The organism is Bradyrhizobium sp. LeoB3 (genome assembly GCF_055456055.1).
The window spans coordinates 462,847-485,848 of record NZ_JBVBEF010000001.1 but is presented as its reverse complement, the minus strand read 5'-3'; the positions used below and the strand labels follow the sequence as shown (position 1 = coordinate 485,848).

Annotated in this window: 30 protein-coding genes; 8 read left to right on the top strand and 22 right to left on the bottom strand. The window is 62.9% G+C overall.

Going from position 1 to position 23,002, the window contains the following annotated elements:
* Positions 1 to 3 precede the first annotated feature (3 nt).
* Genes ACZXDY_RS02145 through ACZXDY_RS02075 form a run of 15 tightly spaced genes read right to left on the bottom strand, consistent with a single transcriptional unit; the run spans position 4 to position 6,076 of the window.
* Positions 4 to 339, bottom strand: a complete 336-nt coding sequence (locus ACZXDY_RS02145) for a hypothetical protein (RefSeq protein WP_464344276.1) — start codon at positions 337 to 339, stop codon at positions 4 to 6.
* On the bottom strand, positions 336 to 1,076 hold the full coding sequence (locus ACZXDY_RS02140; protein ID WP_464344275.1) for a DUF5131 family protein: 741 nt from the start codon (positions 1,074 to 1,076) through the stop codon (positions 336 to 338). The genes ACZXDY_RS02145 and ACZXDY_RS02140 overlap by 4 nt, the downstream gene beginning before the upstream one ends.
* A gap of 1 nt (position 1,077) precedes the next feature.
* Positions 1,078 to 1,440, bottom strand: a complete 363-nt coding sequence (locus tag ACZXDY_RS02135; RefSeq protein ID WP_464344274.1) for a hypothetical protein — start codon at positions 1,438 to 1,440, stop codon at positions 1,078 to 1,080.
* Position 1,441: 1 nt separating this feature from the next.
* A complete protein-coding gene (locus ACZXDY_RS02130; RefSeq protein WP_464344273.1) occupies positions 1,442 to 2,005 on the bottom strand; it encodes a hypothetical protein in 564 nt (187 codons plus the stop codon).
* Positions 2,002 to 2,142: a hypothetical protein gene (locus ACZXDY_RS02125; RefSeq protein ID WP_464344272.1), complete on the bottom strand. Its 141-nt coding sequence runs from the start codon at positions 2,140 to 2,142 to the stop codon at positions 2,002 to 2,004. Before ACZXDY_RS02125 ends, ACZXDY_RS02130 begins: the two co-directional genes overlap by 4 nt.
* Positions 2,139 to 2,627, bottom strand: coding sequence for a dATP/dGTP pyrophosphohydrolase domain-containing protein (locus ACZXDY_RS02120; protein ID WP_464344400.1), 489 nt, complete (start codon positions 2,625 to 2,627; stop codon positions 2,139 to 2,141). Before ACZXDY_RS02120 ends, ACZXDY_RS02125 begins: the two co-directional genes overlap by 4 nt.
* Positions 2,620 to 3,705: a DNA-methyltransferase gene (locus ACZXDY_RS02115; RefSeq protein WP_464344271.1), complete on the bottom strand. Its 1,086-nt coding sequence runs from the start codon at positions 3,703 to 3,705 to the stop codon at positions 2,620 to 2,622. The genes ACZXDY_RS02120 and ACZXDY_RS02115 overlap by 8 nt, the downstream gene beginning before the upstream one ends.
* Complete coding sequence (locus ACZXDY_RS02110; RefSeq protein WP_464344270.1) at positions 3,698 to 3,898, bottom strand: hypothetical protein; 201 nt, start codon at positions 3,896 to 3,898, stop codon at positions 3,698 to 3,700. The genes ACZXDY_RS02115 and ACZXDY_RS02110 overlap by 8 nt, the downstream gene beginning before the upstream one ends.
* A gap of 21 nt (positions 3,899 to 3,919) precedes the next feature.
* A complete protein-coding gene (ssb, locus tag ACZXDY_RS02105; protein WP_464344269.1) occupies positions 3,920 to 4,378 on the bottom strand; it encodes a single-stranded DNA-binding protein in 459 nt (152 codons plus the stop codon).
* Positions 4,378 to 4,683 carry a hypothetical protein gene (locus ACZXDY_RS02100; RefSeq protein ID WP_464344268.1) on the bottom strand — a complete coding sequence of 102 codons (306 nt, stop codon included), beginning with the start codon at positions 4,681 to 4,683 and terminating at the stop codon, positions 4,378 to 4,380. Before ACZXDY_RS02100 ends, ssb begins: the two co-directional genes overlap by 1 nt.
* A 14-nt stretch (positions 4,684 to 4,697) precedes the next feature.
* Complete coding sequence (locus tag ACZXDY_RS02095; protein WP_464344267.1) at positions 4,698 to 4,910, bottom strand: hypothetical protein; 213 nt, start codon at positions 4,908 to 4,910, stop codon at positions 4,698 to 4,700.
* A gap of 8 nt (positions 4,911 to 4,918) precedes the next feature.
* Positions 4,919 to 5,341 (bottom strand): hypothetical protein, encoded by a 423-nt coding sequence (locus ACZXDY_RS02090; RefSeq protein WP_464344266.1) that lies wholly within the window; start codon positions 5,339 to 5,341, stop codon positions 4,919 to 4,921.
* On the bottom strand, positions 5,338 to 5,631 hold the full coding sequence (locus tag ACZXDY_RS02085; protein ID WP_464344265.1) for a hypothetical protein: 294 nt from the start codon (positions 5,629 to 5,631) through the stop codon (positions 5,338 to 5,340). The genes ACZXDY_RS02090 and ACZXDY_RS02085 overlap by 4 nt, the downstream gene beginning before the upstream one ends.
* Positions 5,628 to 5,912 carry a hypothetical protein gene (locus tag ACZXDY_RS02080; RefSeq protein WP_464344264.1) on the bottom strand — a complete coding sequence of 95 codons (285 nt, stop codon included), beginning with the start codon at positions 5,910 to 5,912 and terminating at the stop codon, positions 5,628 to 5,630. Before ACZXDY_RS02080 ends, ACZXDY_RS02085 begins: the two co-directional genes overlap by 4 nt.
* Positions 5,906 to 6,076, bottom strand: coding sequence for a hypothetical protein (locus ACZXDY_RS02075; RefSeq protein ID WP_464344263.1), 171 nt, complete (start codon positions 6,074 to 6,076; stop codon positions 5,906 to 5,908). The genes ACZXDY_RS02080 and ACZXDY_RS02075 overlap by 7 nt, the downstream gene beginning before the upstream one ends.
* A gap of 186 nt (positions 6,077 to 6,262) precedes the next feature.
* Here ACZXDY_RS02075 and ACZXDY_RS02070 point away from each other — a divergent pair, with 186 nt between their 5' ends.
* The 6 genes from ACZXDY_RS02070 (at position 6,263) to ACZXDY_RS02045 (ending at position 9,844) form a co-directional block, all read left to right on the top strand.
* Positions 6,263 to 7,018, top strand: coding sequence for a hypothetical protein (locus ACZXDY_RS02070; protein WP_464344262.1), 756 nt, complete (start codon positions 6,263 to 6,265; stop codon positions 7,016 to 7,018).
* Positions 7,019 to 7,213: 195 nt separating this feature from the next.
* Positions 7,214 to 7,552 carry a hypothetical protein gene (locus ACZXDY_RS02065; protein WP_464344261.1) on the top strand — a complete coding sequence of 113 codons (339 nt, stop codon included), beginning with the start codon at positions 7,214 to 7,216 and terminating at the stop codon, positions 7,550 to 7,552.
* Positions 7,553 to 7,727: 175 nt separating this feature from the next.
* Positions 7,728 to 8,036 (top strand): hypothetical protein, encoded by a 309-nt coding sequence (locus ACZXDY_RS02060; RefSeq protein ID WP_464344260.1) that lies wholly within the window; start codon positions 7,728 to 7,730, stop codon positions 8,034 to 8,036.
* A gap of 4 nt (positions 8,037 to 8,040) precedes the next feature.
* Positions 8,041 to 8,289: a hypothetical protein gene (locus ACZXDY_RS02055; RefSeq protein ID WP_464344259.1), complete on the top strand. Its 249-nt coding sequence runs from the start codon at positions 8,041 to 8,043 to the stop codon at positions 8,287 to 8,289.
* A gap of 11 nt (positions 8,290 to 8,300) precedes the next feature.
* The gene (locus ACZXDY_RS02050; protein WP_464344258.1) at positions 8,301 to 8,525 is read left to right on the top strand and encodes a hypothetical protein; all 225 of its coding nucleotides are present in this window, start codon (positions 8,301 to 8,303) and stop codon (positions 8,523 to 8,525) included.
* Between the two features lie 179 nt (positions 8,526 to 8,704).
* Positions 8,705 to 9,844 carry a site-specific integrase gene (locus ACZXDY_RS02045; RefSeq protein ID WP_464344257.1) on the top strand — a complete coding sequence of 380 codons (1,140 nt, stop codon included), beginning with the start codon at positions 8,705 to 8,707 and terminating at the stop codon, positions 9,842 to 9,844.
* Positions 9,845 to 10,151: 307 nt separating this feature from the next.
* Here the strand turns inward: ACZXDY_RS02045 and ACZXDY_RS02040 are convergent, their stop codons facing one another.
* The 4 genes from ACZXDY_RS02040 to ACZXDY_RS02025 all read right to left on the bottom strand — a co-directional run bounded on the left by ACZXDY_RS02040 (position 10,152) and on the right by ACZXDY_RS02025 (position 14,977).
* Positions 10,152 to 12,428 carry a molybdopterin cofactor-binding domain-containing protein gene (locus ACZXDY_RS02040; protein ID WP_464344256.1) on the bottom strand — a complete coding sequence of 759 codons (2,277 nt, stop codon included), beginning with the start codon at positions 12,426 to 12,428 and terminating at the stop codon, positions 10,152 to 10,154.
* Positions 12,429 to 12,439: 11 nt separating this feature from the next.
* A complete protein-coding gene (locus tag ACZXDY_RS02035; protein WP_464344255.1) occupies positions 12,440 to 13,426 on the bottom strand; it encodes an FAD binding domain-containing protein in 987 nt (328 codons plus the stop codon).
* A gap of 3 nt (positions 13,427 to 13,429) precedes the next feature.
* Complete coding sequence (locus tag ACZXDY_RS02030; RefSeq protein ID WP_464344254.1) at positions 13,430 to 14,101, bottom strand: 2Fe-2S iron-sulfur cluster-binding protein; 672 nt, start codon at positions 14,099 to 14,101, stop codon at positions 13,430 to 13,432.
* Between the two features lie 96 nt (positions 14,102 to 14,197).
* The gene (locus tag ACZXDY_RS02025) at positions 14,198 to 14,977 is read right to left on the bottom strand and encodes an AraC family transcriptional regulator (RefSeq protein ID WP_464344253.1); all 780 of its coding nucleotides are present in this window, start codon (positions 14,975 to 14,977) and stop codon (positions 14,198 to 14,200) included.
* Between the two features lie 795 nt (positions 14,978 to 15,772).
* Between ACZXDY_RS02025 and ACZXDY_RS02020 the strand changes: the two genes are divergently transcribed.
* Together ACZXDY_RS02020 and ACZXDY_RS02015 are read left to right on the top strand one after the other, a co-directional pair.
* On the top strand, positions 15,773 to 16,492 hold the full coding sequence (locus ACZXDY_RS02020) for a response regulator (RefSeq protein WP_028165428.1): 720 nt from the start codon (positions 15,773 to 15,775) through the stop codon (positions 16,490 to 16,492).
* Positions 16,489 to 18,024: a sensor histidine kinase gene (locus ACZXDY_RS02015; RefSeq protein WP_464344252.1), complete on the top strand. Its 1,536-nt coding sequence runs from the start codon at positions 16,489 to 16,491 to the stop codon at positions 18,022 to 18,024. Before ACZXDY_RS02020 ends, ACZXDY_RS02015 begins: the two co-directional genes overlap by 4 nt.
* 79 nt (positions 18,025 to 18,103) lie before the next feature.
* Here ACZXDY_RS02015 and ACZXDY_RS02010 read toward each other — a convergent pair whose 3' ends face one another.
* Genes ACZXDY_RS02010 through ACZXDY_RS02000 form a run of 3 tightly spaced genes read right to left on the bottom strand, consistent with a single transcriptional unit; the run spans position 18,104 to position 22,830 of the window.
* Positions 18,104 to 18,568: a HEAT repeat domain-containing protein gene (locus ACZXDY_RS02010; protein ID WP_464344251.1), complete on the bottom strand. Its 465-nt coding sequence runs from the start codon at positions 18,566 to 18,568 to the stop codon at positions 18,104 to 18,106.
* 13 nt (positions 18,569 to 18,581) lie between these two features.
* On the bottom strand, positions 18,582 to 20,402 hold the full coding sequence (locus ACZXDY_RS02005; RefSeq protein ID WP_464344250.1) for a glycoside hydrolase family 15 protein: 1,821 nt from the start codon (positions 20,400 to 20,402) through the stop codon (positions 18,582 to 18,584).
* The gene (locus ACZXDY_RS02000; RefSeq protein ID WP_464344249.1) at positions 20,296 to 22,830 is read right to left on the bottom strand and encodes an amylo-alpha-1,6-glucosidase; all 2,535 of its coding nucleotides are present in this window, start codon (positions 22,828 to 22,830) and stop codon (positions 20,296 to 20,298) included. Before ACZXDY_RS02000 ends, ACZXDY_RS02005 begins: the two co-directional genes overlap by 107 nt.
* Positions 22,831 to 23,002: the final 172 nt, after the last annotated feature.

Here is a 23,002-nt window from a genome sequence, read left to right as displayed (position 1 = left end):
CCGTCATTCATCAGCATCGACCTCGCCCTGATCATCATCCGTCGGCGCATCCTGCCGCTTCAGCTCGGCCAGGCGCTCGATCAGCACGGGATCGGTGCTGACGCGGTCGACCAGCGTCAGCAGCTTTTCGAAGATCCGCAGCTTGCGGTCATAATCCGCGGCGGCCTTCATCCATCCGGGCTTGTTCGCCTTGATCTTTTCCTCGGCCGCGCGGTTATAGAGATTGTCACGCGTCAGCCGCGCGCGATCGACCTCCGACAGCACCGCCGCATAGAGATCATCGAACGTGATCCTGTCTGGGACCGCCTCGGAATCGGGGTGCGGGGCGGCGTCTGTCATGCCGTCCTCGGAAACTGCCGGATCAGCAAATCAGTCGGGATCGGCGCTTTGCGGGCCATCTGCTTCATGAAGAAGGCCCGCCCGAATCGAGCGCTGCAGTCGCGCAGATCGCGTGGCCATTGCGGGTTCAAGTCGCGGGCGCTCCGACCGCTCTCGCCGCCACAAATGATCCAGTCAGGTGCGTGCTTGTCGAGGATGATCGGCCCGAGCATCGGCTCAAAGCTGCCGAACGTGAATAGGGGCTCAAGGGCCTGCTTCACGTACCACAGCTTCATGCGGTCGCGGTCGTATTCATCTTGGTTCGCCATCGTCGCGCCGATTGCGACATTCCGAGGCAAGGGGATGCCTCCGCGGGCCGGATCAGTCATTCTGTCGACGTTACCGATCCGCTTTGTGAGCAATAGCCAGATCAGGCCAGGCGTCTCCTTGATCAGCTCGAACAGATCGCGTCGCCAGAGCGGATTCGCCTCGTTGTCAAAGACGTCAGCAAGAGAGGCGCAAAAGACAAACGGTTTCTCGCCCGATGCCTGCGCCTGGCGGTTCCAGCGCCGCGGAAGCTGCCAATTTGCGGCAGAGGTCCGAACGCGGTCCTCACCAGCACCCCAACGGACGCGGCCATAGCGCGTATCCATCAGCGCTTCGGCATAGCAATGGTCGCATGCCGGACTAACCTTCGTGCAACCGATCCAGGGATTGAACGTGTGGTCCGTCCACTCGATCTTGCTGTTCTCGGCCATGTTATTGCCTCGCGCTGATCAGCTTGGCCGCCTCGCACCACTCGCGCACCTTGTGCAGGATGGCACGGCGGCCGGCGTCGGCATCGTGTGCCGGCCGCGGCACCTGCGGCATGCCCGGCAGGTACACCGACCAGAAATAGCCTTTACTGGTCGTGTCATGCGTGATGACGCCGACGGTGACGACGCCGAGCCGCGCCTCGATCTTGTGTGCGTGCTCGGCGAACTCGACGTGCACCGGCATCAGGCCGGCCGCGCGCTCGACGCGGCCGGAGCGCCTGGCATCGCCCGGCTTTGAGGCGTAGTCGGCATTCGGCTTGCGCCGCCCGACCACCTCGACGATGAAGCCTTGCCCCCGGTTGCTCATGTCAGGCCGCGTAGTCCGTCCAGATGCCTTCGATCAGGCGCATCGCGTGATCAAGATCCGGAAGCACCGGCCAATCCGGCTGCACGCTGGTGAAGGGATGCGACGCGATCAGCGGATCATCCGTCACAAGAATGCACGGCTTGCGCAGCGCATAGCACCAGGACACCTCGCCGATGGTGCCGATTGAGCGTTGCGGTGACTTGCGAGCGATGCGTTCGAGGGAGTCTGCGATGTGCACGGCAGGCCCATAATGGTCGCGGAGCACGCGTGACATTTCCCGCAATTCGGCGATTTCCGGCGGCGCCGGGAAATAGGCCAGCGTCATGTCGCACTGGCGCAGGTCGAGGAAGTTTTTTGCGACGATCGCTTTCGGCGCGCCGAAGCACGGATCGTTATAGGCGACGTCATACCGCTCGCCGATTATCGGCTCGCAGCGCAAAGGCGAGATGCAGCGAACCCACGGCAAGCGCTGCGTCACCCATTCGCGCCAATCCTTGGCCTCGCCCTCGGTGCATCCGAAGATCGGGCCGGCGAGGTAAAGCGACGGCTTGTAAGACTGAGTCACAGATTCCCCCTTTGCAGACAATGGATGAAAGCGAGTGCGGTCTCGGCACGCACAATGATCGGGCCGAGCACCAGGATCAGAATGGCGAGCAAGGCGATTGCGGCGCCGACCTCGATCACGTCCGGCCGCTCGATCATGGGCCGGACCCTTCGTCCTGCCGGCTCAAGGCCAGGCAAGCGCCGGCGCGGCCACACGAATACGGCGACGGACACTTGGGCCACGTACAGGCTGGCATAGCCGGCGGCGTCGGTTCCTCAGTGACGTTCACGCCGGCGATCGACACACGCCTCGCGCGCACGTGCTCGATCGCCTTGTTCGGATCTGCGGTGCGCCAATCGGGCCAGTCGCGACCTTCGTTCTTGATCTGCTTAGCCTCGATCGCGCCGGCGATGATGTCGGGCACGGACTCGGCCGGGAAACCAGCTTCCGTCAGGCAGCGCCAGGCGCCGTCGAGGCCAAGCAGGACCACGTCGACCCATTCCGTCACATCGGTCGGCTTGGCCTCGATCTCTGTCAGCTCTTTGCGGATGTGGTCGCACACGCCTTTCGTGCGCGGACCGGGTCCGAACGTGGCACGCGAGAATGCGCGCTGACGCTTCAGATGCGCCACAAGATCAAACATCACTTCCTGCCCCTCCTAATGCGGCGAACAGCGAACCGGCCTCGAACGGCTGATCACCGACCTTCGCCTTGATGAATTCCCGTTTGCGCTCCTCCGGCCCCGCTGCGGCCAGCCGCATGCGTCGCGCGATGTCGGCCTGAAACTCCGGGTCGATCTCTATCAGCATGGCCTTGCGGCCTTCGCGCCACGCGGCCTCGCCGAGCGTGCCGCTGCCGGCGAACGGATCGAGGATGACCTGCCCCGGCGTGGTCGCGAACCGCACCAAGTATTGAATGAGGTCGAGCGGCTTGACTGTCGGATGCCGCGAGCCGGCGCGATCATCGGCGTCGGCCTTCGCGCTATAGAAGAAATTAGCCGCACCTGGCGGGAAGCTGTCCGCGACAACCCTGGAGTCGTCGAGCAGCACATTTGTCGGAAAGCCTTGGCCGGCGATGCGGCAGCCGTCGATCTCGATCGACCCGCAACCATTCGCGATCAGGTTTTCCGCGACGGTGCCAACCAACGGCTTACGCGCCCAGGCGATCGGTTCGACCGCCGGCTTAAGCGCGATATCGCGCGATTCGTAGAAGGCGGCCGTGTGCGAGACCGGACCGCGCGCAAGCTCATCCAGGTCACACCAGTCGCCGAGCAGCTTGCGATCGATGTGCCGGTCGAGCGGCTTACCCTTCGGGAAACCGGTCGCATAAATCCATTTGAGCAGACCACGATCCTCAAAGCCGGCGTCGACGATCGCACAATGCATGCGCGAAAAGCCGACGCTCGCCGGACCGAAGGCGAGCAGTTGCGCACCAGGCTTCAAGACACGATAGATCGCGCGCCACAGCTCGACGCGCGTGCAGATATCCGACACGATCGCCGGCTTGCCGCGAAAGCCGTCGAGCGCGCCCTGATAAACCTCGCCTTGCGCGCGCGCCGCATCAGGCCTACCGAACCGCGCCGCGATCGACGGCAGCGCATAAGGGCCATCGGTGATGCAGGCATCCACAGAGTCGGCCGGCAGTCGATCGAGCACGTCGAGGCAATCGCCAGTGTGCAGGATGACGCGGCCGCCGAGCAAAGTTTGCGGCTGATCAGCCAATGGCGCGCACCACGATCGTAATGACAAACACCCAGCCGAGCACCGCGCCGCCGATAACAGTCCGCCTAAACGTCAGCGCCACCATCCGCTTGATGCGTGCGGCACGTTGAATGCGCCTGCGCTTCTCCGGCCAGTCTTTGTCGTAGTATGGCTGGGAAGCTGGCCCCCAGATGCCGCTAGTCATTGGATACACGTTCGATCTCCTGGCCCCCAGTCAGAACGGAATGTCGTCATCCATGTCGGAATTGCGCGACGTCGCGCCTGCGCCGCCGCCGGCGGACGCCCGGCCCCCATAGGAATTTTCGTCCGCCGGCGGCACGCCTGGCGCGCGATCGAGCAACACGAGCTGCGCGCCAAAGCTGTTGAGAACGATCTCGGTGACGTAGCGATCGACGCCGCCCTGATCGGTCCACTTGCGGGTTTTCATCGCGCCTTCGATGTAAACCCGCGATCCTTTCTTGAGATATTGCTGCGCCACCTTGACCAGCGCCTCGTTGAAGATGACGACGCGATGCCAGTCGGTGTGCTCCTTGCGCTCGCCGGTGTTCTTGTCGCGCCAGCTCTCCGAGGTCGCGACCGAGATCGATGCGACCTGCTTGCCCGACTGCGTCGCGCGGATGTCCGGATCGCCGCCGAGATTGCCGACGATGATCGCTTTGTTGACGCCAGCCATCAGTCCCTCATGCATTTCGATTTGAGGTCAGCGTCGATCGAGGCCCGCAACAGCTTGGCCGCCTCGGTCACTTCGTCCTGCGCGCGATGGAGAGCTTGACACGCCGTTTTTTGCAGATCAGTCGCAAGCACATCAGCGAGAGCATCGGCGACGATGCCGAGGTTAGCCTTGTCGGCCCTCACCTGCGCGATGGTGATACCGTCGAGCGTGTCCTTGATGTGCTCGGATGACAGCATACGCGCAAGGACTTCCAGTCGCCGCCACGCGTCATCGAATTTTCGAAACGCTACCGCTGTGTTGCTCATGACCTCCGCCCCCGCTAGTCGTTGAAAGCTGATTCACGCGCGCGCAGCGCATCGACTGCACCGCCAGCGATGCCAGGGTCGAGATCGAGCGCGGTCGGCGCTGCCGCGCGCTTGCGCAAAAAGACGTACTCGCCGACGATGTAGCCGTGAGAGACTCGAACCAGGTCACAACCGAGCCTGTCGGCATGTCGCGCGACTTCTTCGGTCGACAAACCTTCGATGAACACTACAGCGCTCACGCCGACACCTCCTGGCGCTTTGCGCGTGCGGCGCGCAGCAATTCCGGCGCGATGTGCGCCTCGGCGAAATCGATGTCGGCGTGATGCGCGCGCAGCGCGGCGAGCAAAGGGTCGGAATCGGGGATGCGCACGCCCATCGGGCCGCCGATCGGCGAGTCGTCATCGGCATCGATCGCATCCGCTTCGCCGACATCAACGCCGAGGAACGCCGGCGTCGCAGGAACGGCTTGCGCGAAGTGCGGCCGCTCGGCCGGATGTGGCGGCAGGCGGGCGTCGAGGCGCGCGGCCTGCCAGAATTTCGAAACGGTGCCGGCCTTGACCTTGTGCTTTTTGGCAATCGCCTTCAGCGTCAGCGGCCCATGCCACGCCTCGACCAATAGCTGCGCCTTGCGCGCCGTGATGACCGTTCGCCGCGTCATGCCGCCAGTTCCCGCTTAATGATGACATTGAGTTCGTCACGGACCTGGTCGCGCATCTGGATCGCGACCTTGCAGAAGCGGTCGACCTCGAGCGTCGACAGGCGTTCGAACACGATGGTCGCCAGCGCGAACCACAACATGACCTGACAAGGCGCGCGCCGCGCTTCGGTCAGCTCGACGCCGATCAGGGCGATCTCACGGCCGAGGCCGCGCGCGTCATGCGGCGAGGTCAACACGACGTTGGCGAGCGCGATCAGTTCGATCAGGACGTGAGACGTCGGCCGCATCATCGCGCGATCCTCTCGACGCCGGAAAGGGACTCGACGTGCATCGCGTCGGCTTCGATCGTGCCGTCGACGGTGTCGCGCCAGCGAACATCGATCGCGTTGGACACATAGACATCACCGCCGGCGGCTCGCCGCCTGCGCCGGGCAACCATGGCGAGGAGAGCGAGGACGGTGACGGCTAGGCCGCCGGCGATGAAGACGAGCAGACCGATCAAGAGGCGCGACAGGTCGGCGAGCGTGTGCGCGGTGATGTGGTCGAGCGCGAGGAACGGCTGCATCAGCATGCGCGCGCCTCGCGAAGATGGTCGCTCTCGCGGCGCGGCTTATCGGATGACGTCGCCGGAGCCTTGTGCGTGCGGCTGATGACGAAGGGCGAGCGGCAGGCCGGGCACGTGCACGGCATCGCATCGCCCTGGCCGTCATGGGTGACGGGCTGATTTGCGGACATGGCTCCCCCGTTCGCCGGAACGGCATGCCGCCCGGCGCCCCTATCTGGAAAACGCAAGAGAAAACTTTGCTGCGATCCCTCTCGAAACCGCGTGACGAAACTAGCCTGATTCGCTAGTTTTTCGTCAAGGGACCCTTCCCAAAGAGGCTAGTTGGAAAGCCATTCGGTTCCCCGTAGGATGCTGATATGCCGGACGAAATTATTTTTGTGCGTGAGGAGAGAAGCGTGCGTAAGCCACGAGCGAAACGCCCGAGGCCGAACCGAATTTTTGACCTCACGAAGCAGCGGAAGTGGACCTATCCAGAGGTCGCGCGCCGCGTGCGCGAGATTGCGGCTGCACAGGGCGACGATTCCAAAGCCCGCGTGCACACGGTGACCATCAACAAACTCTCTACCGGGCAACTCACATTGACGCAGGAATGGATGAATATTTTAGGCGATGTTTTCGGAGTTCCAGCAGCCGAAATTATTTCGGCGCCGATTGCTGATAATCTTAGACGCGTGCTCGTTTGTTATGCTCTAGAGGCAGGCAAATGGCGGAAAACGCCGATGCTGCCGAGCAATGAGCAATACGACATCATGATCCCCAACGAGGCCGGATTGGCGGGGCTAGCACTGTATGCAGGCGAGATCACGGGACAGGACGTCAACCTGCGCTATCCCGCCGGCGCGATCGTGGTGGTTGCAAAACTGGAACCGGGCGCACTCAATCGGCCTGGCGAGATCGCCGAGGGCAAGCGCTACCATGTGCGCATCACGCGTGATGACGGCATGGTCGAGGATTCGATCAAGGTGCTTGCGCTCGGCCCCGAAGGGCAATTCTGGCTCAAGCCCGACTCAAACCATCCAGCTCACCAGGAGTGGATTCCCGTGACGGGCCGCGCCGGCCAACGAGTCGAGATCCTCGGCCGCGTGCGCGGCGTGTTCCTTCGCGAGGACTGACGCCGCGCCATTCCGAACATCGGGAAAGACAGGAAAACCCGCGCTGATAGCGCGGGTTTTTTGTTGAGGAATGCACACCGTAGTCGACCGGAGTTGTGGACATTTGCCGGCAAAACTACGGATACTAGCGAAACCAGCTTGTTTATGGGGGCGAATCAAACTAGCGATATCGGCTAGTTCGGGCTGGGGTTTTCAATGCGCATCGCCGACGTGTCCACACCGCGGCCGCTGCTCGCGAAAGGCGAGCCGGCCTGCCTTCAAGTTCCCTATCTCACCTCCACCGCACGCGAGACCATTCTCGCCGCCGACCTCGGATCGCTGCGCCGCGCCGGCCGCGGCTGGTACGGACCCGACAAGCGCAGGCCCATCCATCAGCGCACCGTGCACGCGCTGATCGCCGCGCGCTTGCTCTACTCGCCCGACCCCAACACCGCCCGCATCACCAACCGCGGGCGCTGGTGCGCCCGCACCATTTGCACTGCAATCGCGAACGATGTGCATGCAATCCCGTCAATTCCGGCGATTGCACCATGATGACGCATCGCATGCAAACGCTGCTTGCATTCCGCATTCGCGAAAGCATCCCGTTCGAAATCGTCGACCTCGACGAAGGTCCGCGCCGGCGGATGACACCGCGCCGCGTCAAGAAACTTTTGCGCCAGCGCGGCGCTATTCGCTTTGCACGCGCCACAGTTATCGAAAGGCGGCCATGATGCAGGAAAGTGCGCGCATTGCGATCATGCGACACGACATCGCGGCCGCTGTGGCGCCGGAACGTGCGACGCGGCTAATCGAGCGCATCAAAATCGAGACGCGATGGCTGCTGTTAACGACGTCGCACGACATCGATGTCGATCATGACGCTGCTCGCCAAAGTATAGTTGCGAGCTGGCACACAATCCGGAACGCTGGCACGCCGGCCGACGTGATCGCCCGGCACTTTTACGACATCGTCGCCGAGCAGGCCGCGACCTTCGCACGCCTGATCATCGCGCGGCGCAAGAAAAGGGGCCGGTGACGCCATGAGCGACTTTGTTTTTTTCCGCGATGCCGTGATGTCTCGCGACACATTCAACAGTTTGCCGGACTGCAGCGGCGACAACGCCGACGTGCTCGCCGCGGTGAAGTCGCGAGCCGGACAATTGTGCCGCGCGCTGATCGAGCGCGACGGCGAGACAAGCTGGCATGCCCTCGCCTGGCACAACCTCAACGGCCACGAGCACGCGCTCGCCAGCCGCATCCTGATCCGCACCTATCACGCCGAGGACTGAAAGGAACACCCATGCGCGGATCGCGCGCCGTCAATTCCGACAATTTCGATCTGATCGGCGCGCACTACCGCGTGCCGGGCAGCATCGTCACCTGCGTGGTCGAGGACGTCGACGCCGAGCAAGAGGGCACGGTGCTCGCGCTAAACACCCATTCGCACAAGCCGTTTCAAGTGCCGGCGGTCACGGTGCGTTGGGCGATCGAGCTGGCCGCGAAACGGACGGCGCCGAGGCCGTAATCAATGCCGCTGTCGGCCGACCAACCGCTGACGATGGACGAAGCCGCGGCGCACTTCCGCGTCAGCCGGCGGTATTTTCAGGATTTCATTGCGAGAAATCCGTTTTACCGGGAAATGGGACGGCGTAAGCTGTTCTTCCCCGACGACATCGCCCGCATCACAGCATCACTGGCCCGGCCATGCCCCTCAAGCTCAAAGACCCGCGCGAAGGCAAATCGCCCAACTACTCGATCCGAGGCACCTACCTCGGAGTCTACGTTGAACGAACTGCGGGCACTCCTAACAAGCGGCTCGCGCAGCAAGCCCTCGACCGCATCAAAAAGCAAATCGAACGTGGTGAGTATCGCCAGCAGGACGCAAGCGACATAGAACCCGAAAAGCGCGAGCACACCTTTGCCGATGCCGCGCTCGCCTATCTCAAAGCCGGCGGCGAGTCGGCCTTCCTATCTCCCATCATCGAATTGACCGGCGAACACGCGATCTGCGGCAAGCCGCTGTCCGCGATCGACCAGGTCGCAATCGACAACGTCGCTAAGGCGCTATACCCGACCGGCGCGCCGGCGACGCTCAATCGCCAAGTGTACACGCCGATTTCAGCCGTGCTGAAGCGCGCCGGCGTCGAGCGCCAAATCAAAAGGCCAAAAGGCTGGCGCGGCTCGAAAGCGACGTCATGGCTCGATCCGGAACCGGCGTTTAAGGTGGTCGCTGAGGCGCACAAGATCGAGCCGGAGTTCGGCGCCTTCTGCCTGATCCTGCTTTACACCGGCATGCGGCTGTCCGATCCGCTGCGCGCCAAGGTGCGGGATCTACGCATCAACCAGGCGCTGCTCTACGTGCCCGACACCAAGAATGGCGAGCCGCGGCCAGTGTACCTGCCGCCGATCGTGGTCGAAACCTTGAAGGCGCTGCCGCCGCGCACAGGCCGCCCCAGGCGGACCGGCAAGGCCAGGCTGCCGGACGGCGCCGCCGGCCGCTCACGCGCCAGCGCCGGCGTGCCGTGGCTCGAGCGGCCGGCGGATGAAAAACTGTTCCGCTTCGCCAAGGGCGGCAAGCTGTACAAGATGCTCAACCTGGCGATGGCCCGCGCCGGAGTCTCGTTCCCGCGGCGGCAAGGTGCGTTCCACCTGTTCTGCCACACCTATGGAACCTGGATGACGCATTACGGCAACCTCGACACCTTCGGCCTGGTGCGCACCGGGCGCTGGAAGAACGCCGAGTCCGCCGACCGCTACCGTCACACGATTGCAAGCCCCGAGGCCCGCCGCGCGGATCTTTTGCCAGTGCCGACGACCGCGAGCACCAGGAAAAAAACGGCGTGAAAACGCATGGCGCGGACTCGGGGAAAATCCGGGGAATGCGGGTTGTGGCGGGAAAACTTAAGTAGAATCAAAGGCTGGTCCGGCCTTCACACGGGAGAGGTCCAAGGTTCGATCCCTTGTGCGTCCACCATTAACCTTTTAAAAGTCAACGACTTAGCGGACTAGTTCCCTAACGATGTACCCCAAGAGAGCTCGGGTACAATAGGGGCACGTCGGTATGGCGCGGTTGCCCAGAATCGCTCCGCCACCATATGATTTGCCGGCAAAATCAATGCCTATTCCGACGAATATATAGTTCGAGCGGAGTTCAGCCGACGGGCAGTTCGGGAAAGATCTTGTCGAGCGTGATCGGAAAGTCGCGGACGCGCACACCGGTAGCGTTATAGATCGCATTTGCGACTGCAGCTCCTGCCCCACAGTTGCCGAGCTCGCCGATGCCCTTGGCGCCAAGCGGATTGCCCTTGTCGTCCTCCTCGGGAAGGAAGACGGCTTCGACGCTTGGAATATCGGCATGCACGGGCACATGGTACTCGGCGAGATCGTGGTTGACGAAATGACCATGGCGAGGATCGAGCACGGTCTCTTCCATCAGCGCCGCCCCAACGCCCCAGATCATGCCGCCGATCATTTGCGAACGCGCCGTCTTCGGATTGAGGATGCGCCCGGCGGCGAAGACGCCAAGCATGCGCCGCAGCCGTGGTTCGCCAGTGTCGATATCGACCGCGACCTCGGCAAAATGCGCGCCGAACGCATGCTGGGAATAGGTGCGATAGCTTTCGCCGCGGGCCGCAGAACCCTCGGCCATTAATCCGTCCGGCGCGATCCGCTCCAGAAGACTGCCGAGGCTTTCCGAGCGTGAGTGGAGGTGGAGTTTGCCGCCCTCGAAACGAGCTTCCGAAATGTTCGCGCCATGCAAGGGCGAACGCTCATGCGATGCGGCTGCGGACGCGATCTGCTCACGCAATATCAGACAGGCATTGTGAACCGCCGTGCTCGAACTCGATGCGCCCCACGAGCCGCCCGAACCGGCGGTGCGCGGCAGGCTGCTGTCGCCGAGTTCGACCTTGACGGCCGAGAGCGGTACGCCCAGCCGCTCGGCCGCGACTTGCGCCAGGATCGTATACGTGCCGGTACCGATATCAGTCATGTCAGCCTGCACCGTGACCTGCCCCCGCGCATCGATGGCGACGCGTGCTGAGCCCGGTCCGAGATAATTGGCGCGGATCGCGGCTGCCATGCCATAGCCGATCAGCTTGCGGCCTTCCCGACGGCTGCCTGGCTTCACCGGGCGATCACGCCAGCCGAAGCGCTCGGCCCCGTCGCGCACGCACGCGATCAGGTTTCGGCTGGAGAAGGCCACGTTGCGCTCCGGATCGCGCTCCGGCTCGTTGCGGATGCGTAATTCGATCGGATCGAGGCCGAGCTGTTCGGCAAGTTCGTCCATTGCGCATTCAAGCGCGAGCAGGCCGGATGCTTCGCCAGGTGCCCGCATCCATTCACCACGATTTGTGTCGAGGCGTACAAGGCGATGCATCGTACGGCGGTTCGCCGCTGCGTAGAGCGCCCGCGTCGGCACCGCGCTCTGCTCAGTGAACTCCTCGAAACGGGATGTCGAGGAGGTGACCTCATGCTCGATCGCGGTCAGCCGGCCATCGCGGTCCGCGCCGAGCCTGATCCGCTGTTTCATTGCCGGGCGATGGCCGGCATTGGCGAACATTTGTTGTCGCGTCAGAGCGACCTTGACCGGCCGGCCAAGAACGCGCGCGGCCAGCGCGGCGCAGACCGTCTCGGGATGAACGATCAGCTTGGCACCGAAGCCGCCGCCGATGAACGGGCTGATGACCCGGACATTCTGCGGCGAGATGCGCAGCGTATTGGCCAAGCCGGCCTGGATATTCGCCAGCGTCTGCGCCGAAGTATGGACGGTCAGTCGGTCCCCATCCCATTCGGCGATGGCCGCATGCGGCTCCATCGGATTATGGCTCTCGAACGGCGTCGCATAAACGGCGTCGAGCTTGACCGGCGCCTCGGCGAAAGCGCGGTCAAAGTCGCCAAGTATCGAGTCCGTGGGAAAGCCGGCATTGGTACGTTCGGGCCGGTAGATTTCGGCATTCGGCGCTGCGGCATCGAACGCGCCCGGTTCGCTCGCATAGCGCAGCCTGATCAGCCTCGCTGCCCCTCGCGCCTCCTCGAAGGTCTCGGCGACGACCAGCGCGACCGGCTCATCATGATAGCGGATGCGCTCGCTCGCCAGCACCGGGCGGGCCCGCGTGAACACCTCCGGCACAGTTGGCGTGACAGCCGGACCGAAGGCCGCTTGGCTCGGTGCGTTCCTGTGCGTCATCACCAGGATGACGCCGGGTGCGCGCTCGGCGTCGCCGGTATCGATTTCGAGGATACGTCCCTTGGCGATGCTCGCACCGAGGATGTAGCCAAAGGCCGCCGCGCGATCGAGCCTGTGCTCGTAGGCATAGCGTGCCCTCCCCGTGACCTTCAGCGCTCCGTCGATACGGTCCACGGGCTGGCCGATTGCCGTGGCAGCGCCGGGGCGCAATGTGGTCTGAACGATGTAATCTTTAGCCATCGTCTTATGCCTCAAACATCTTGGGCGGCTTCAGCGAGCGTCCGGCGCAGCGTGCGCCGCGCCAGCTCGATCTTGAAGGCGGCGTGCCCTTCGGCGCGCGCGCCGGAAAGAGCCGCATCGGCGGCCGCAGCGCAGGTCTCGTCGCCCGCGGGCCGCCCGGCGAGCGCACGCTCGCCTTCGGCAGAGTGCCAAGGCTTGGGTGCAACGCCGCCCATTGCGATGCGCGCGCTGCGGATGCGTCCGGCGGCGACGTCGACAATTGCCGCGACCGAGACCAGGGCGAAAGCGTAGGACGCGCGGTCGCGGACCTTGCGGTAGAGCTGCCGACCCGGCGGCGGTGGCGGCAAGATCACAGCGGTAATCATCTCGCCGGCGGCGAGCGTGGTCTCGATGTGCGGCGTCGTTCCTGGCAGGCGGTGCAGTTCGCCAAGCGGAAAGACGCGTGTGCGGCCGTCGGATTGTATCGTCTCGACGCGCGCATCGAGCGCGGTCATGGCCACCGCCATGTCCGATGGGTGGACGGCGATGCAGGCCTCGCTGGCGCCGAGGATCGCGTGAAGCCGGTTGAAGCCGCCGCGCGCGCTGCAGCCCGAGCCGGGGTCGCGCTTATTGCACGGCATGCCGCGTTCATAGAAATACGGGCAGCGCGTACGTTGCAGCAGATTGCCGGCGGTACTGGCCTTGTTGCGTAGCTGGGCGGAGGCACCCGAGAGGAGCGCCTGCGAAAGCAGCGGATAGCGCCTTCTCACCCGCATGTCGGCCGCGAGATCGCTATTGGGAACCTGTGCCCCGATACGCAGGCCGCCTTCCGGCGTCTCCTCGATCACGCGCAGTGGCAGGCGGTTAATATCGACGAGATGTATCGGCTGCTCGATCTCCAGCTTCATCAGGTCGATGAGATTGGTGCCGCCGGCGATGAATTTTGTACCGGGACGCGCGGCCACCGCGGCGGCCGCCTCGCGCAGGCCGGCTGCGCGTTCATAGGTGAACGGCTTCATCGTTCAGGTCCTCCCGGCGACATCGCGAATGGCCGCGACGATGTTGGGATAGGCGGCGCAACGGCAGAGATTGCCACTCATGCGCTCGCGAATTTCGGCATCGCTCAGCGTGGTCTGCGCAACGAGATCGCCCGTGACATGGCTCGGCCAGCCGGCCTTGGCTTCGTTCAGCATGCCGACTGCCGAGCAGATCTGGCCCGGCGTGCAATAGCCGCACTGGAAGCCGTCGCGCGCGATGAACGCGGCCTGCATCGGATGCAGCGCCTCGCCCTGCGCCAACCCTTCGACTGTCGTGATCTCGTCGCCTTGGTGCATGATCGCAAGCGTCAAGCACGAGTTGATCCGCCTGCCGTTGATCAGGACCGTACAGGCGCCGCACTGACCGTGGTCGCAGCCCTTTTTGGACCCGGTCAGACCAAGCTGATGGCGCAGCGCATCGAGCAGCGTGGTGCGCGGATCGAGTTCGACTGCAGTCGGGCTGGCGTTGATGATCAGACTTGCGGGGATTCTCCTCGTTTCGGCTGCAGGCTCGAGAAGACCGCTAGACTGAGCGAACGCCGGCGCGGCGTCAGCAATCCCGACAGTGAGCAGCGCCGTCGCTGCCGCGGCCCCCTGAATCACGGTCCTTCGTGTCGGCCCGTCATCGGTCGGGCGTCGGTCTCTGCAGTCGGCCATGTCGAGCTCGCTCCCTTGCGCATCCCGTGCTTGCTCGGCGCAAGATAGGTGCGCCGCTTCGGGCGTTCTTTCACGATTCCGGCGCTCTTACAGGATTCAGGAAAAAAGCCGTTGCCGGTACGCTCGGGGCGTCATGCCGCGCTCGCGTTTGAATGCCGTGGTGAAATGGCTCTGGCTGGAGAAGCCTAGTCTGGCCGCGATCAGCGCAAGTTCGTGGTCGGGATCCGCAAGAAGCTGCTCGGCGCGACGCATCCGCCGTTCGATCACAAAGGCATAGGGAGCCATTCCGGTCGCCGTCCTGAAGCGGCGCGCGAAGGAATCGATCTCCATGTCTGCGATCGCCGCGAGATCGCTCAGCCTGATCTCCCCGCCGAGGTGCTCCTCGACATACTCCTCAATCCTGCGGAGCGTCGCCCTGCCGAGCGCGGCATGTGCGCTTGGACGGGGTTTGCCACCGTCGAGCGCCATGACCCGATGCATCGCAATGGCGGCGAGATGCTCGACATAGGCAGTGTCCGGCTTGCTGCCGAATGCAACGTCGTTATGCAGCGCCGTCAGCAGCGCGGCGATAACCGCATCGACGCGATTTACCAATATTGGTAACGTCTCCGCCGAACGCTCGCATCCGAACCGACCGTGATCGAGCCAAAGGGCGGAGTAGACGAGATCCGGCTCGCAATAACTGCCGGAGCGCTCGACACCTGCGGGGATGAAAGAGAGCGCGCCCGGCCTGTCCCGGCCATCATAGACGAGTTCGCCGGAGCACGAAATCCGCGTTCGCGCGGTGTTGCCTGTATGGGTCAGCACGATCAGATGCGAGGGCGCTGTCCAAGTCAGCTCGGCTTCCCGGCACGACCAGCGGCGATGGTCGAACACGATTGCACCATCAAGCCATGAGCATGGATCCGGTGGCCCCGATCGGGTCTCATCTGTGACGCGGAGTTCCCCCTCTCCGATCATCGGGGTCAAAGCCATGGCATGTACCTTTCCTTGATCAACTCAATTCGCTTGGCCTCATCGAACGGCCGAAGTGAATTCGGGCACTTCCGCATACGAACTTGAGATCTCGCTCGGAAGTCAAACGGTCGTCCTCCGTCACGAGGCGTGAAATGACTGTGCTATTTGCGCCATACGTCAGATCAAGTGGCGTCGTCGAGGTAGACGCATTCCGCAACACGAAGACGAGCAACCAACTTATCCGAAATGCGGATCTACCAGAAATCGGTCCCTTCCGTGTGGGGTAGTCTTCATCGCCCTCGGCTGACGAGCCCCTCGGACTTTCGGGAACTATCCTGCCAAAAACAGCATCGATCGCAACGCACATGCAGCGCTCCTGCCTTGTCGAACGTGCGCACGATGGGATCTGGTTGTCGCAGAACTTTGCCGACCATTACCGGCAATTGTCGCGATCTGTCTCAGGAACGCCGCACTGCATAGTTCGCGACAAGTTGGAGCCGTGCTTCTGTCCCCTCCTCTTCAATCACCTTGCTTTCAATACGGTTTCGCGGAGCTGCATCAACTCCTATGCCATACGGCTTTGCGACAAAGTGGCTCACCGGGACCGGATACTGCGACTGCTTGTACTCAACCCTACGCGACCGATACATTCTGTTACACTTTTCCGGTGGGTTGCGCGCCGGACTTCGGTATGATGTGGAACGGAGCAACTGGATGGACTCGGCACCGCACATCGCCGTCGTGGATGATCATCGCGACATCCGCGATCTCGTCGGCAAATATTTGATGCAACATGGCTACCGCATCAGCCTTGCGGAGAGCGCCGCCGCACTTCGCCGTCTGCTCGAACGAAGTGCTTTTGACCTGGTGGTTCTCGACGTCATGATGCCGGGCGAGGACGGATTGTCTCTCTGCCGCCATCTCCGCAGTACCACGGACCTCCCCGTGATCCTGTTGACTGCCATGGTCGAGCAGACCGATCGGATCGTCGGCCTCGAAATGGGCGCCGATGACTATGTGTGCAAGCCGTTCAATCCCCGCGAACTCCTCGCCCGCATCAAAGCGGTGCTTCGCCGTGTCCAAAGCCTGCCGCCGCAGAAAGGCCGGCTCGCGACCAAGATCGTACGTTTCGATCGATGGACTTTTGACGTCAGCCGGCGCGAGCTGGTGGGTCACGATGGCATTGCGGTCCCGCTCAGCACGGCAGAGTTTCGGCTGCTGTGCGCCTTTCTCGATCATCCCGGCCTGGTGCTCAGCCGCAATCAGCTCCTCGACCTGACGGTCGGCCGAGATGCCGATCCATTCGATCGGAGCATCGACAATCAAGTCAGTCGTTTGCGGAAGAAGATCGAGGCCGACCCGAAGGTACCAGCGTTGATCAAGACTCACTGGGGCGGTGGATACAGCCTCGTTGCGCAGGTCGAGCAGCCATGATGGGGTTATGGAAGCGCAGCCTGGCGGCCCGCTTCATCTGCTTCACGCTGCTGTCGCTGATGCTGTCGCAAGCGGTTGTGTTCTTCATTTCCTGGGATGAGCACGGGCAGACGATCCGGAAGGCCGCCAAGGGCGAGATATTCAGCCGGTGCGCCTCGCTTGCCCGGGTCTTGGAGGCGACGCCTCCAGCGCTTCAGTCGGATATCCTGAACGCCAGCAACACCAGTTCAGCGAGATATTGGATATCGACCAACGGCCTGAAGGATGCCCCCGCCTGGCGAGAGGAGGCGTGGGAGCGTTTGGCACAACCGTTGCCACGCGTATCCTTCCCCGGCCACAGCGCGCCCGTCGAGGTGAGACCGGATTTCGTCCGAAATTCGGCCAGCAGTAGCAGCGCCACCTCCTCGCACTGGATCGATCTAAAGCCGGAAGCTTGGCCGCTGTCCCGGCCGGCGAAATTTCTCTATCTCGATGACGCCACCGGCATGGGTTTGGCCGTGCAGCTGGCGGACGGCGCATGGCTGAACACTGCATTTGCCAAACCCGCGCAAGACGGCTTCTGGACTTCCCAATCCACCGTAACGCTCGGCCTGTCGGCGTTGTTGTTGTCGATCATTGCCGTATTCGCCGCACGCGGCATCGCGCAACCGCTGCGTCGCCTGGCGGTAGCGGCTGAAGCCCTTGGCCGCGGTCAGGAGATCGTACCGCTGCCGGAGACCGGCCCCGACGATATCCGGCGTACGGCCGAGGCATTCAATCGCATGCAGGCGCGCCTGCATCGTTTCGTCGACGATCGAACCAGAATGCTGGCCGCCATCGGCCATGATCTGCGCACACCTCTGACCTCACTCCGTCTGCGTGCAGAGTTCGTGCCCGATCAGGAAGTGCGGGAGAAAATGCTCTCCACGATTACAGAGATCCAGACGATGACGGAAGCAACCCTCGCGTTCGCCCGCGAGGATGCGACCGCAGAAGCCACCCGTACGGTGGACCTCTCAGCCCTTGTGGAAAGTCTTTGCGACGATCTCGCCGAACTCGGCTACGATGTTTCGTTCTCGGAGGGGACGAAGATCAGCTATAGCTGCCGACCAGACGCGCTGCGCCGCGCGTGCCGCAACCTCGTCGAAAATGCCATCCGTTATGGCGAGCGGGCGCGGGTCAGCGTGGAGAGGCGAGCGGATAGCATCGAAATCATCGTCTCCGATGATGGCCCCGGTATTCCGGACAGCGCCAAGGAGCAGGTCTTTACGCCTTTCTTTCGGATGGAGAATTCGCGGAATCGCGAAACTGGAGGCGTCGGTCTTGGTCTTTCCATTGCGCGGACCATCGTCCGCCACCATGGCGGTGATATCACATTGATCAACCAGCAGAAGGGACTGCGCGCGGCCATCAGCCTGCCACCGCTGGATAGCGGAGCTCCTCCCAATAGCGGACCTCCTCCCATCGGGGTCCGGGTCGCGGCCGCAGGAGTGAAGGACAATATCAACGCTCTCGAACCGGCAACCCGCAGCGTGAGCGTCTACCTCAACTAAAATCAAGCATTCCGCCCGCGTCAAAAGAATTGCTGGAGGCGCGCGAACAAAATCCGCGCGAGGCGATGCCGCCCGAGGCTCAAGTGCACAGGGATTTCAGCTCCGGCGGCGGGGCGCCCTTCCCCTCAAGCATCCCCAGCGCTAGCGCCGCCTCCACCCGCACGCTCGGATCCTGATCATCCGCTAGCTGTCGGAGCGGCAGAATGGCTTGTTCGATCCCCGGGAAGGCCGGACCGAGGCGTCCGAGGTGCCAGGCCGCCAGGCTGCGGACGAAGGCAAGCTCATTGCCCAACTCCGCGATGAGGACGGTGACCGGCGCTCCCCCCGGCGGCTCCACCCGGGCGAGTGCCGCCGCCGCCCAGACGCGCACGAACCCAACCGGGTCCTGGAGGGCCGCAGCGAGGTCGGACACAGCCTCGGTTGCCGCGGGGCCGATCTCGCCCAGGGCATATGCGCCGAGGCGGCGCCGGAGCGGATCGCTGCTCGAAAGCTCCTTCACCCACTCTGGGACGGAAGTCCCTATGTAAGCGACCTGCGCGCTCATGGCCCGTCCCTACTCAAGGACCCACGCCGAGCCGGCGGTCCAGGTTGAATGCGGCGCTTATCAGCCCGATGTGAGTGAATGCCTGCGGGAAGTTGCCCAGTGCTTCGCCACACGGACCCGTCTCCTCCGCGTACAGACCGAGGTGATTGGCGTAGGTCAGCATCTTCTCGAAAATAAAGCGGGCCTCCTCGGCGCGGCCCGCCCGGGCCAGCGCTTCCACCAGCCAGAACGTACACATATTGAACGTCCCCTCGCTCCCGGTCAGACCGTCGCCGGCTCCTCTGCCGATCTCGTAGCGGTGCACCAGGCTGTCGGAGACCAGCTCCGCCATGGTCCGATCCAGCGTCCCACGCATGCGGGGGTCGGTCGGCGACAGGAAGAAGACGAGCGGCATGATCAGGTTGGATGCATCCACCGCGTTGGTGCCGAAGTGCTGCACGAAGGTCTGCCGCTCGGTGTCCCAGCCGCGCGTCATGATGGCCTCGTAGATGCGGTCGCGCTCCACAGCCAGGTGGGTGCGGTCCAGCGGCAGGCTCCGCTTCTGCGCAAGGCGGATCGCTCGGTCCAGCGCCACCCAGCACTGCACCTTGGAGTACACGAACTGCTGCCGCCCACCACGCACCTCCCAGATGCCATCGTCGGCTCGCTCCCAGTTATTCGCCACCCAGTCCAGCATCTTGCGCAGGTGGCACCAGGAGTCATAGGCGATCGGCGTCCCATACTTGTCGTACAGGTAGACGGCGTCCATCAGCTCGCCGTAGATGTCGAGCTGTAGCTGGCCGACAGCGGCATTGCCGACTCGCACCGGGCGTGAGCCGCGGTAGCCGTCGAGGTGGTCGAGGACCTCCTCGGGCAGCTCGTGTCCGCCGTCGATGCGATACATCGTCTGCAACGGGTCGCCCCGGGCGCCCTCGACGGCCCGCTGCTCCAACCAGGCCATGAACTGCTCTGCCTCCGACGTCAGCCCCAGGCGCAGGAAAGCGTAGTTGGTGAAAGCGGCGTCGCGCACCCACGTATAGCGATAGTCCCAGTTGCGCACCCCACCGATCTCTTCCGGCAGCCCGCAGGTCGGCGCCGCCACGATCGCGCCGGTCGGCGCGAACGTCAACAGCTTCAACACCAGCGCCGAGCGGTTGACCATCTCGCGCCAGCGACCTGAATAGTTGCACTTCCTCAGCCACTGCCGCCAAAAGGCCAGGGTCTGCGTCAGGGCCTCCGTGCCGACCAGCCGCGCCTCGAGCAGGACGCCGTCATGAACGCTGTCGTGGCCGTTCTCCTCCACCTGGCGGAGGATGAACGTGGTCGTCTCGCCGGGGTTGAGGACGAACTCGGCAGCGACGCCGTCGCCCTGCCGACCAAGCGGGAAGCGGCTGACCAGCGAGACTTTCATGCCTTGCGCCTCGAAGATCGCTCCCCGGCCTTCCAGGACGACCTGGTGGGGCCGGCGGGCAAAGTCGAAAGCCGGCCGGCAGTCGAGCCGAAAGCGGACCGACCCGCGCACCGCCCGCACGACCCGGACGATCTGGTGGATCTTTCTGGTCTCGCGCGAGCCTTGGACCGGCATGAAGTCCACGACCTCACCGACGCCCTGGTCGCTAAGAAAGCGCGTCACCAGGACGTTGCTGTCAGGCATGTACATCTGTTTGTGCTGCGCCTCGTAGAGACTGGCGATGCGGAACGAGCCCCCTTTCTGGTCGTCGAGGATCGCCGCGAAGACGCTCGGCGAGTCAAAGTGCGGCAGGCAGCACCAGTCGATGGAGCCGTCGATGCCGACCAGGGCAACCGTGTGCAGGTCGCCGATGACGCCGTAGGACTCGATCGGCTTGTAGCCCATGATCTCGTCTCCTCCGCTCGCTCGACGCGGCAACGCCAAAATACTCGGAGGCGTTCCGCCGGCCGTGCCTTGCGTTGATTCGATGCGCATCGCACAGCGTTCTACGCTGAACGTGGAAATTCCAGCCGTGCACCGAAGGGCCTCCTTTGGACGGCTCCTGGAGCGCCTCGCAGGACCTCAAAGCGCGTCTCATCGCCAGCGCGCCAGAACGGATGTCGAACAGCCCTGTACCGAGACGCAGATCGAGTACAGTCAGATCGGGCAACCATTGCGGCAGAGATGGATCAACGTACAGCTTTCCCTTCGGAGCGTCCGGCGCGAACCCAAGTATCGCCTGCAGAAACGCGAAGACCGACCCCGCTGCCCAGGCCTGTGGGATGTTGGCGCCAAGATATTGAACGGGAAAGCTCCTTCGATCACGCTCGATCGTCGTATAGAGCTCTGGCAACTGATTGGACAGGAAGTGGCTTCCAGCATCGCTGATATCGCGTGCGATCCTTGCTGCCTCTGCGTGAAATCCATATCGTTTAAAGCCGAGAGCGATAACGGCATTGTCGTGGGGCCAGACCGACCCGGTTTGGTAATTGTATGGGTTGAACGCTGGGTTCGAAGCCGACAGCGTGCGGATGCCCCAACCGCTCCACATGTCCGATGCCATGAGACGTTGCACGACCTTTCCGGCGCGTTGCTGTGGAACGATGCCTGACCACAAGCAATGGCCGGCATTGGAGGCAACCGTAAGGACCTTTTTCTTTTCACCATCCAGCGCCAGGGCGTAGAAACCCAACTCCTCATCCCAGAAGATCTCGTTGAACCGTTTGAAAAGCGCTGCGGCTTTGCTTCGCAGATCCGCGGCACGGTGTGTCTTGCCGAGTTCATCGAACACTTCCGCCATGCGCAGCCAGGCGTCATAGACATAGCCCTGCAACTCGCAGAGCGCCTTCGGTCCCTTGACAAGCGATCCGTCAGGATAAACCACACTGTCACCGGAATCCTTCCAGCCCATATTCTCGTAGCCGACCGGAGAGCGGGTCTGATATTCCTGGAATCCATCGCCGTCGCTATCACCGTGCTTGTCTATCCAGGACAGGCATCCCTCCGCGGTCTCAAGATGCTGATCCAACAGCGCCTTGTCGCCCGTTGCCCGCCAGGCCGCATGTAGCGTGATGAGATAGAGCGGCGTCGCATCGGCCGTGCCGTAATATGGCGTGTGCGGAATCAGTTTGAAATGAGCGAGCTCTCCGTAGCGGATTTCATGCAGGATCTTTCCCGGCTCCGCGTCACGATAATCGTCCCGTTCCTTCGCCTGGAGCGCGCCCAGGATGTCGAGCGTTCCACGGGCGAAATCTGGATAGATCAGCATGTTCTGTAGCGACACGATCAAGCTGTCCCGGCCAAACGGAGCCACAAACCACGGCAAGCCGGCGGCAGGCAGGAACACCATGTGATCGGTGCCGGCGATCGGGAGCCGAAGCGCCGCCATGTCCTCCAGCGCCTGGCGATAAAGGCGGTAGAACTCCTCGTTACTGCAGCGGATCTTCAGTACCGATTGCAGCCAGTCCGAGAGCGCCTCGGCGTGGCGGGTTCGTTCATGGTTGTGCACACATGCGTCCGGTGCAGCGAAGTGTCGGTCGCCATCCTCCAACGCATAGAGCAAGCAGCAATGCCAGGCTTCGCCCGCCTCGAGGCTGATTTCGAAGCTCAGCCGGCCATTAGCGTACTCGATTTCGCTCTGGCGATGTACAGGAGCAACGGTTACCGCGCGGACGAAATCGCTGTTGCGATAGCATGTGCGAAGTTCCTGCTTCGCCGACGTCCACGTCGTCGTGATCCGCCCGCGGCGCACAATATCGCCCGACTTCACCTCGAAAATGTCGGCGAAATCCGACCGTATCGCGATCTCGAGCTGGAAGCGTACCCGCTTCGTGCCGTGATTTGTAATGTCGAGATCTTCGTGCATCCCGCCATTGATATATCGGCTGATCACAAAACCGAGCGTGCGCGGCGGGATCAAGCCGTCGGCGGTAGGAATCCCGGTGTTCGTAAGATAAATTCGGGACGCATAGTGGGTGATGGAACCTCCATTGAGAAGATCCCAAGGTTCACCATTTGCGTAGACGGCCCAGCTGCTGATTACCCTTGTATCGAAGAAATAAAGTCCCTTTTCGGTTGGCCAGTTGATTTGTCCGTCTGGTTCGCTGACCAGCACTGTTTGCCCCTGATGGATCGAGATCTGATGCGGACCAACCTGAACCTTAAATGGCATAGGATGCTCCCGAATTCGGCCGCTTGGTGCCGCGATCACAACAATGGCAACGACAACGACCAGATGAGGCTGCAAGCTTTTCCCATAAGGCGGACGCATTGCTAAGGCAGAAGCATTACGCGTTTCGGTCTCATCTACCAGCCGGATTTCGGTTTCCGACAAGAACGAACGATACCTTGTCTCCCCTCTGGCTCGGTGGGGATCTTATGTCCGCGCACGCGCTGGCTCAAAGAACTCAGGTCGCAATCGCAAATGCCTAACAGCGAATAGGTCAGCGCTTCAGACCTACATCCCTTTAGTGGCGAACTGTCGTAACGCTGGACGGCTGGTCGTT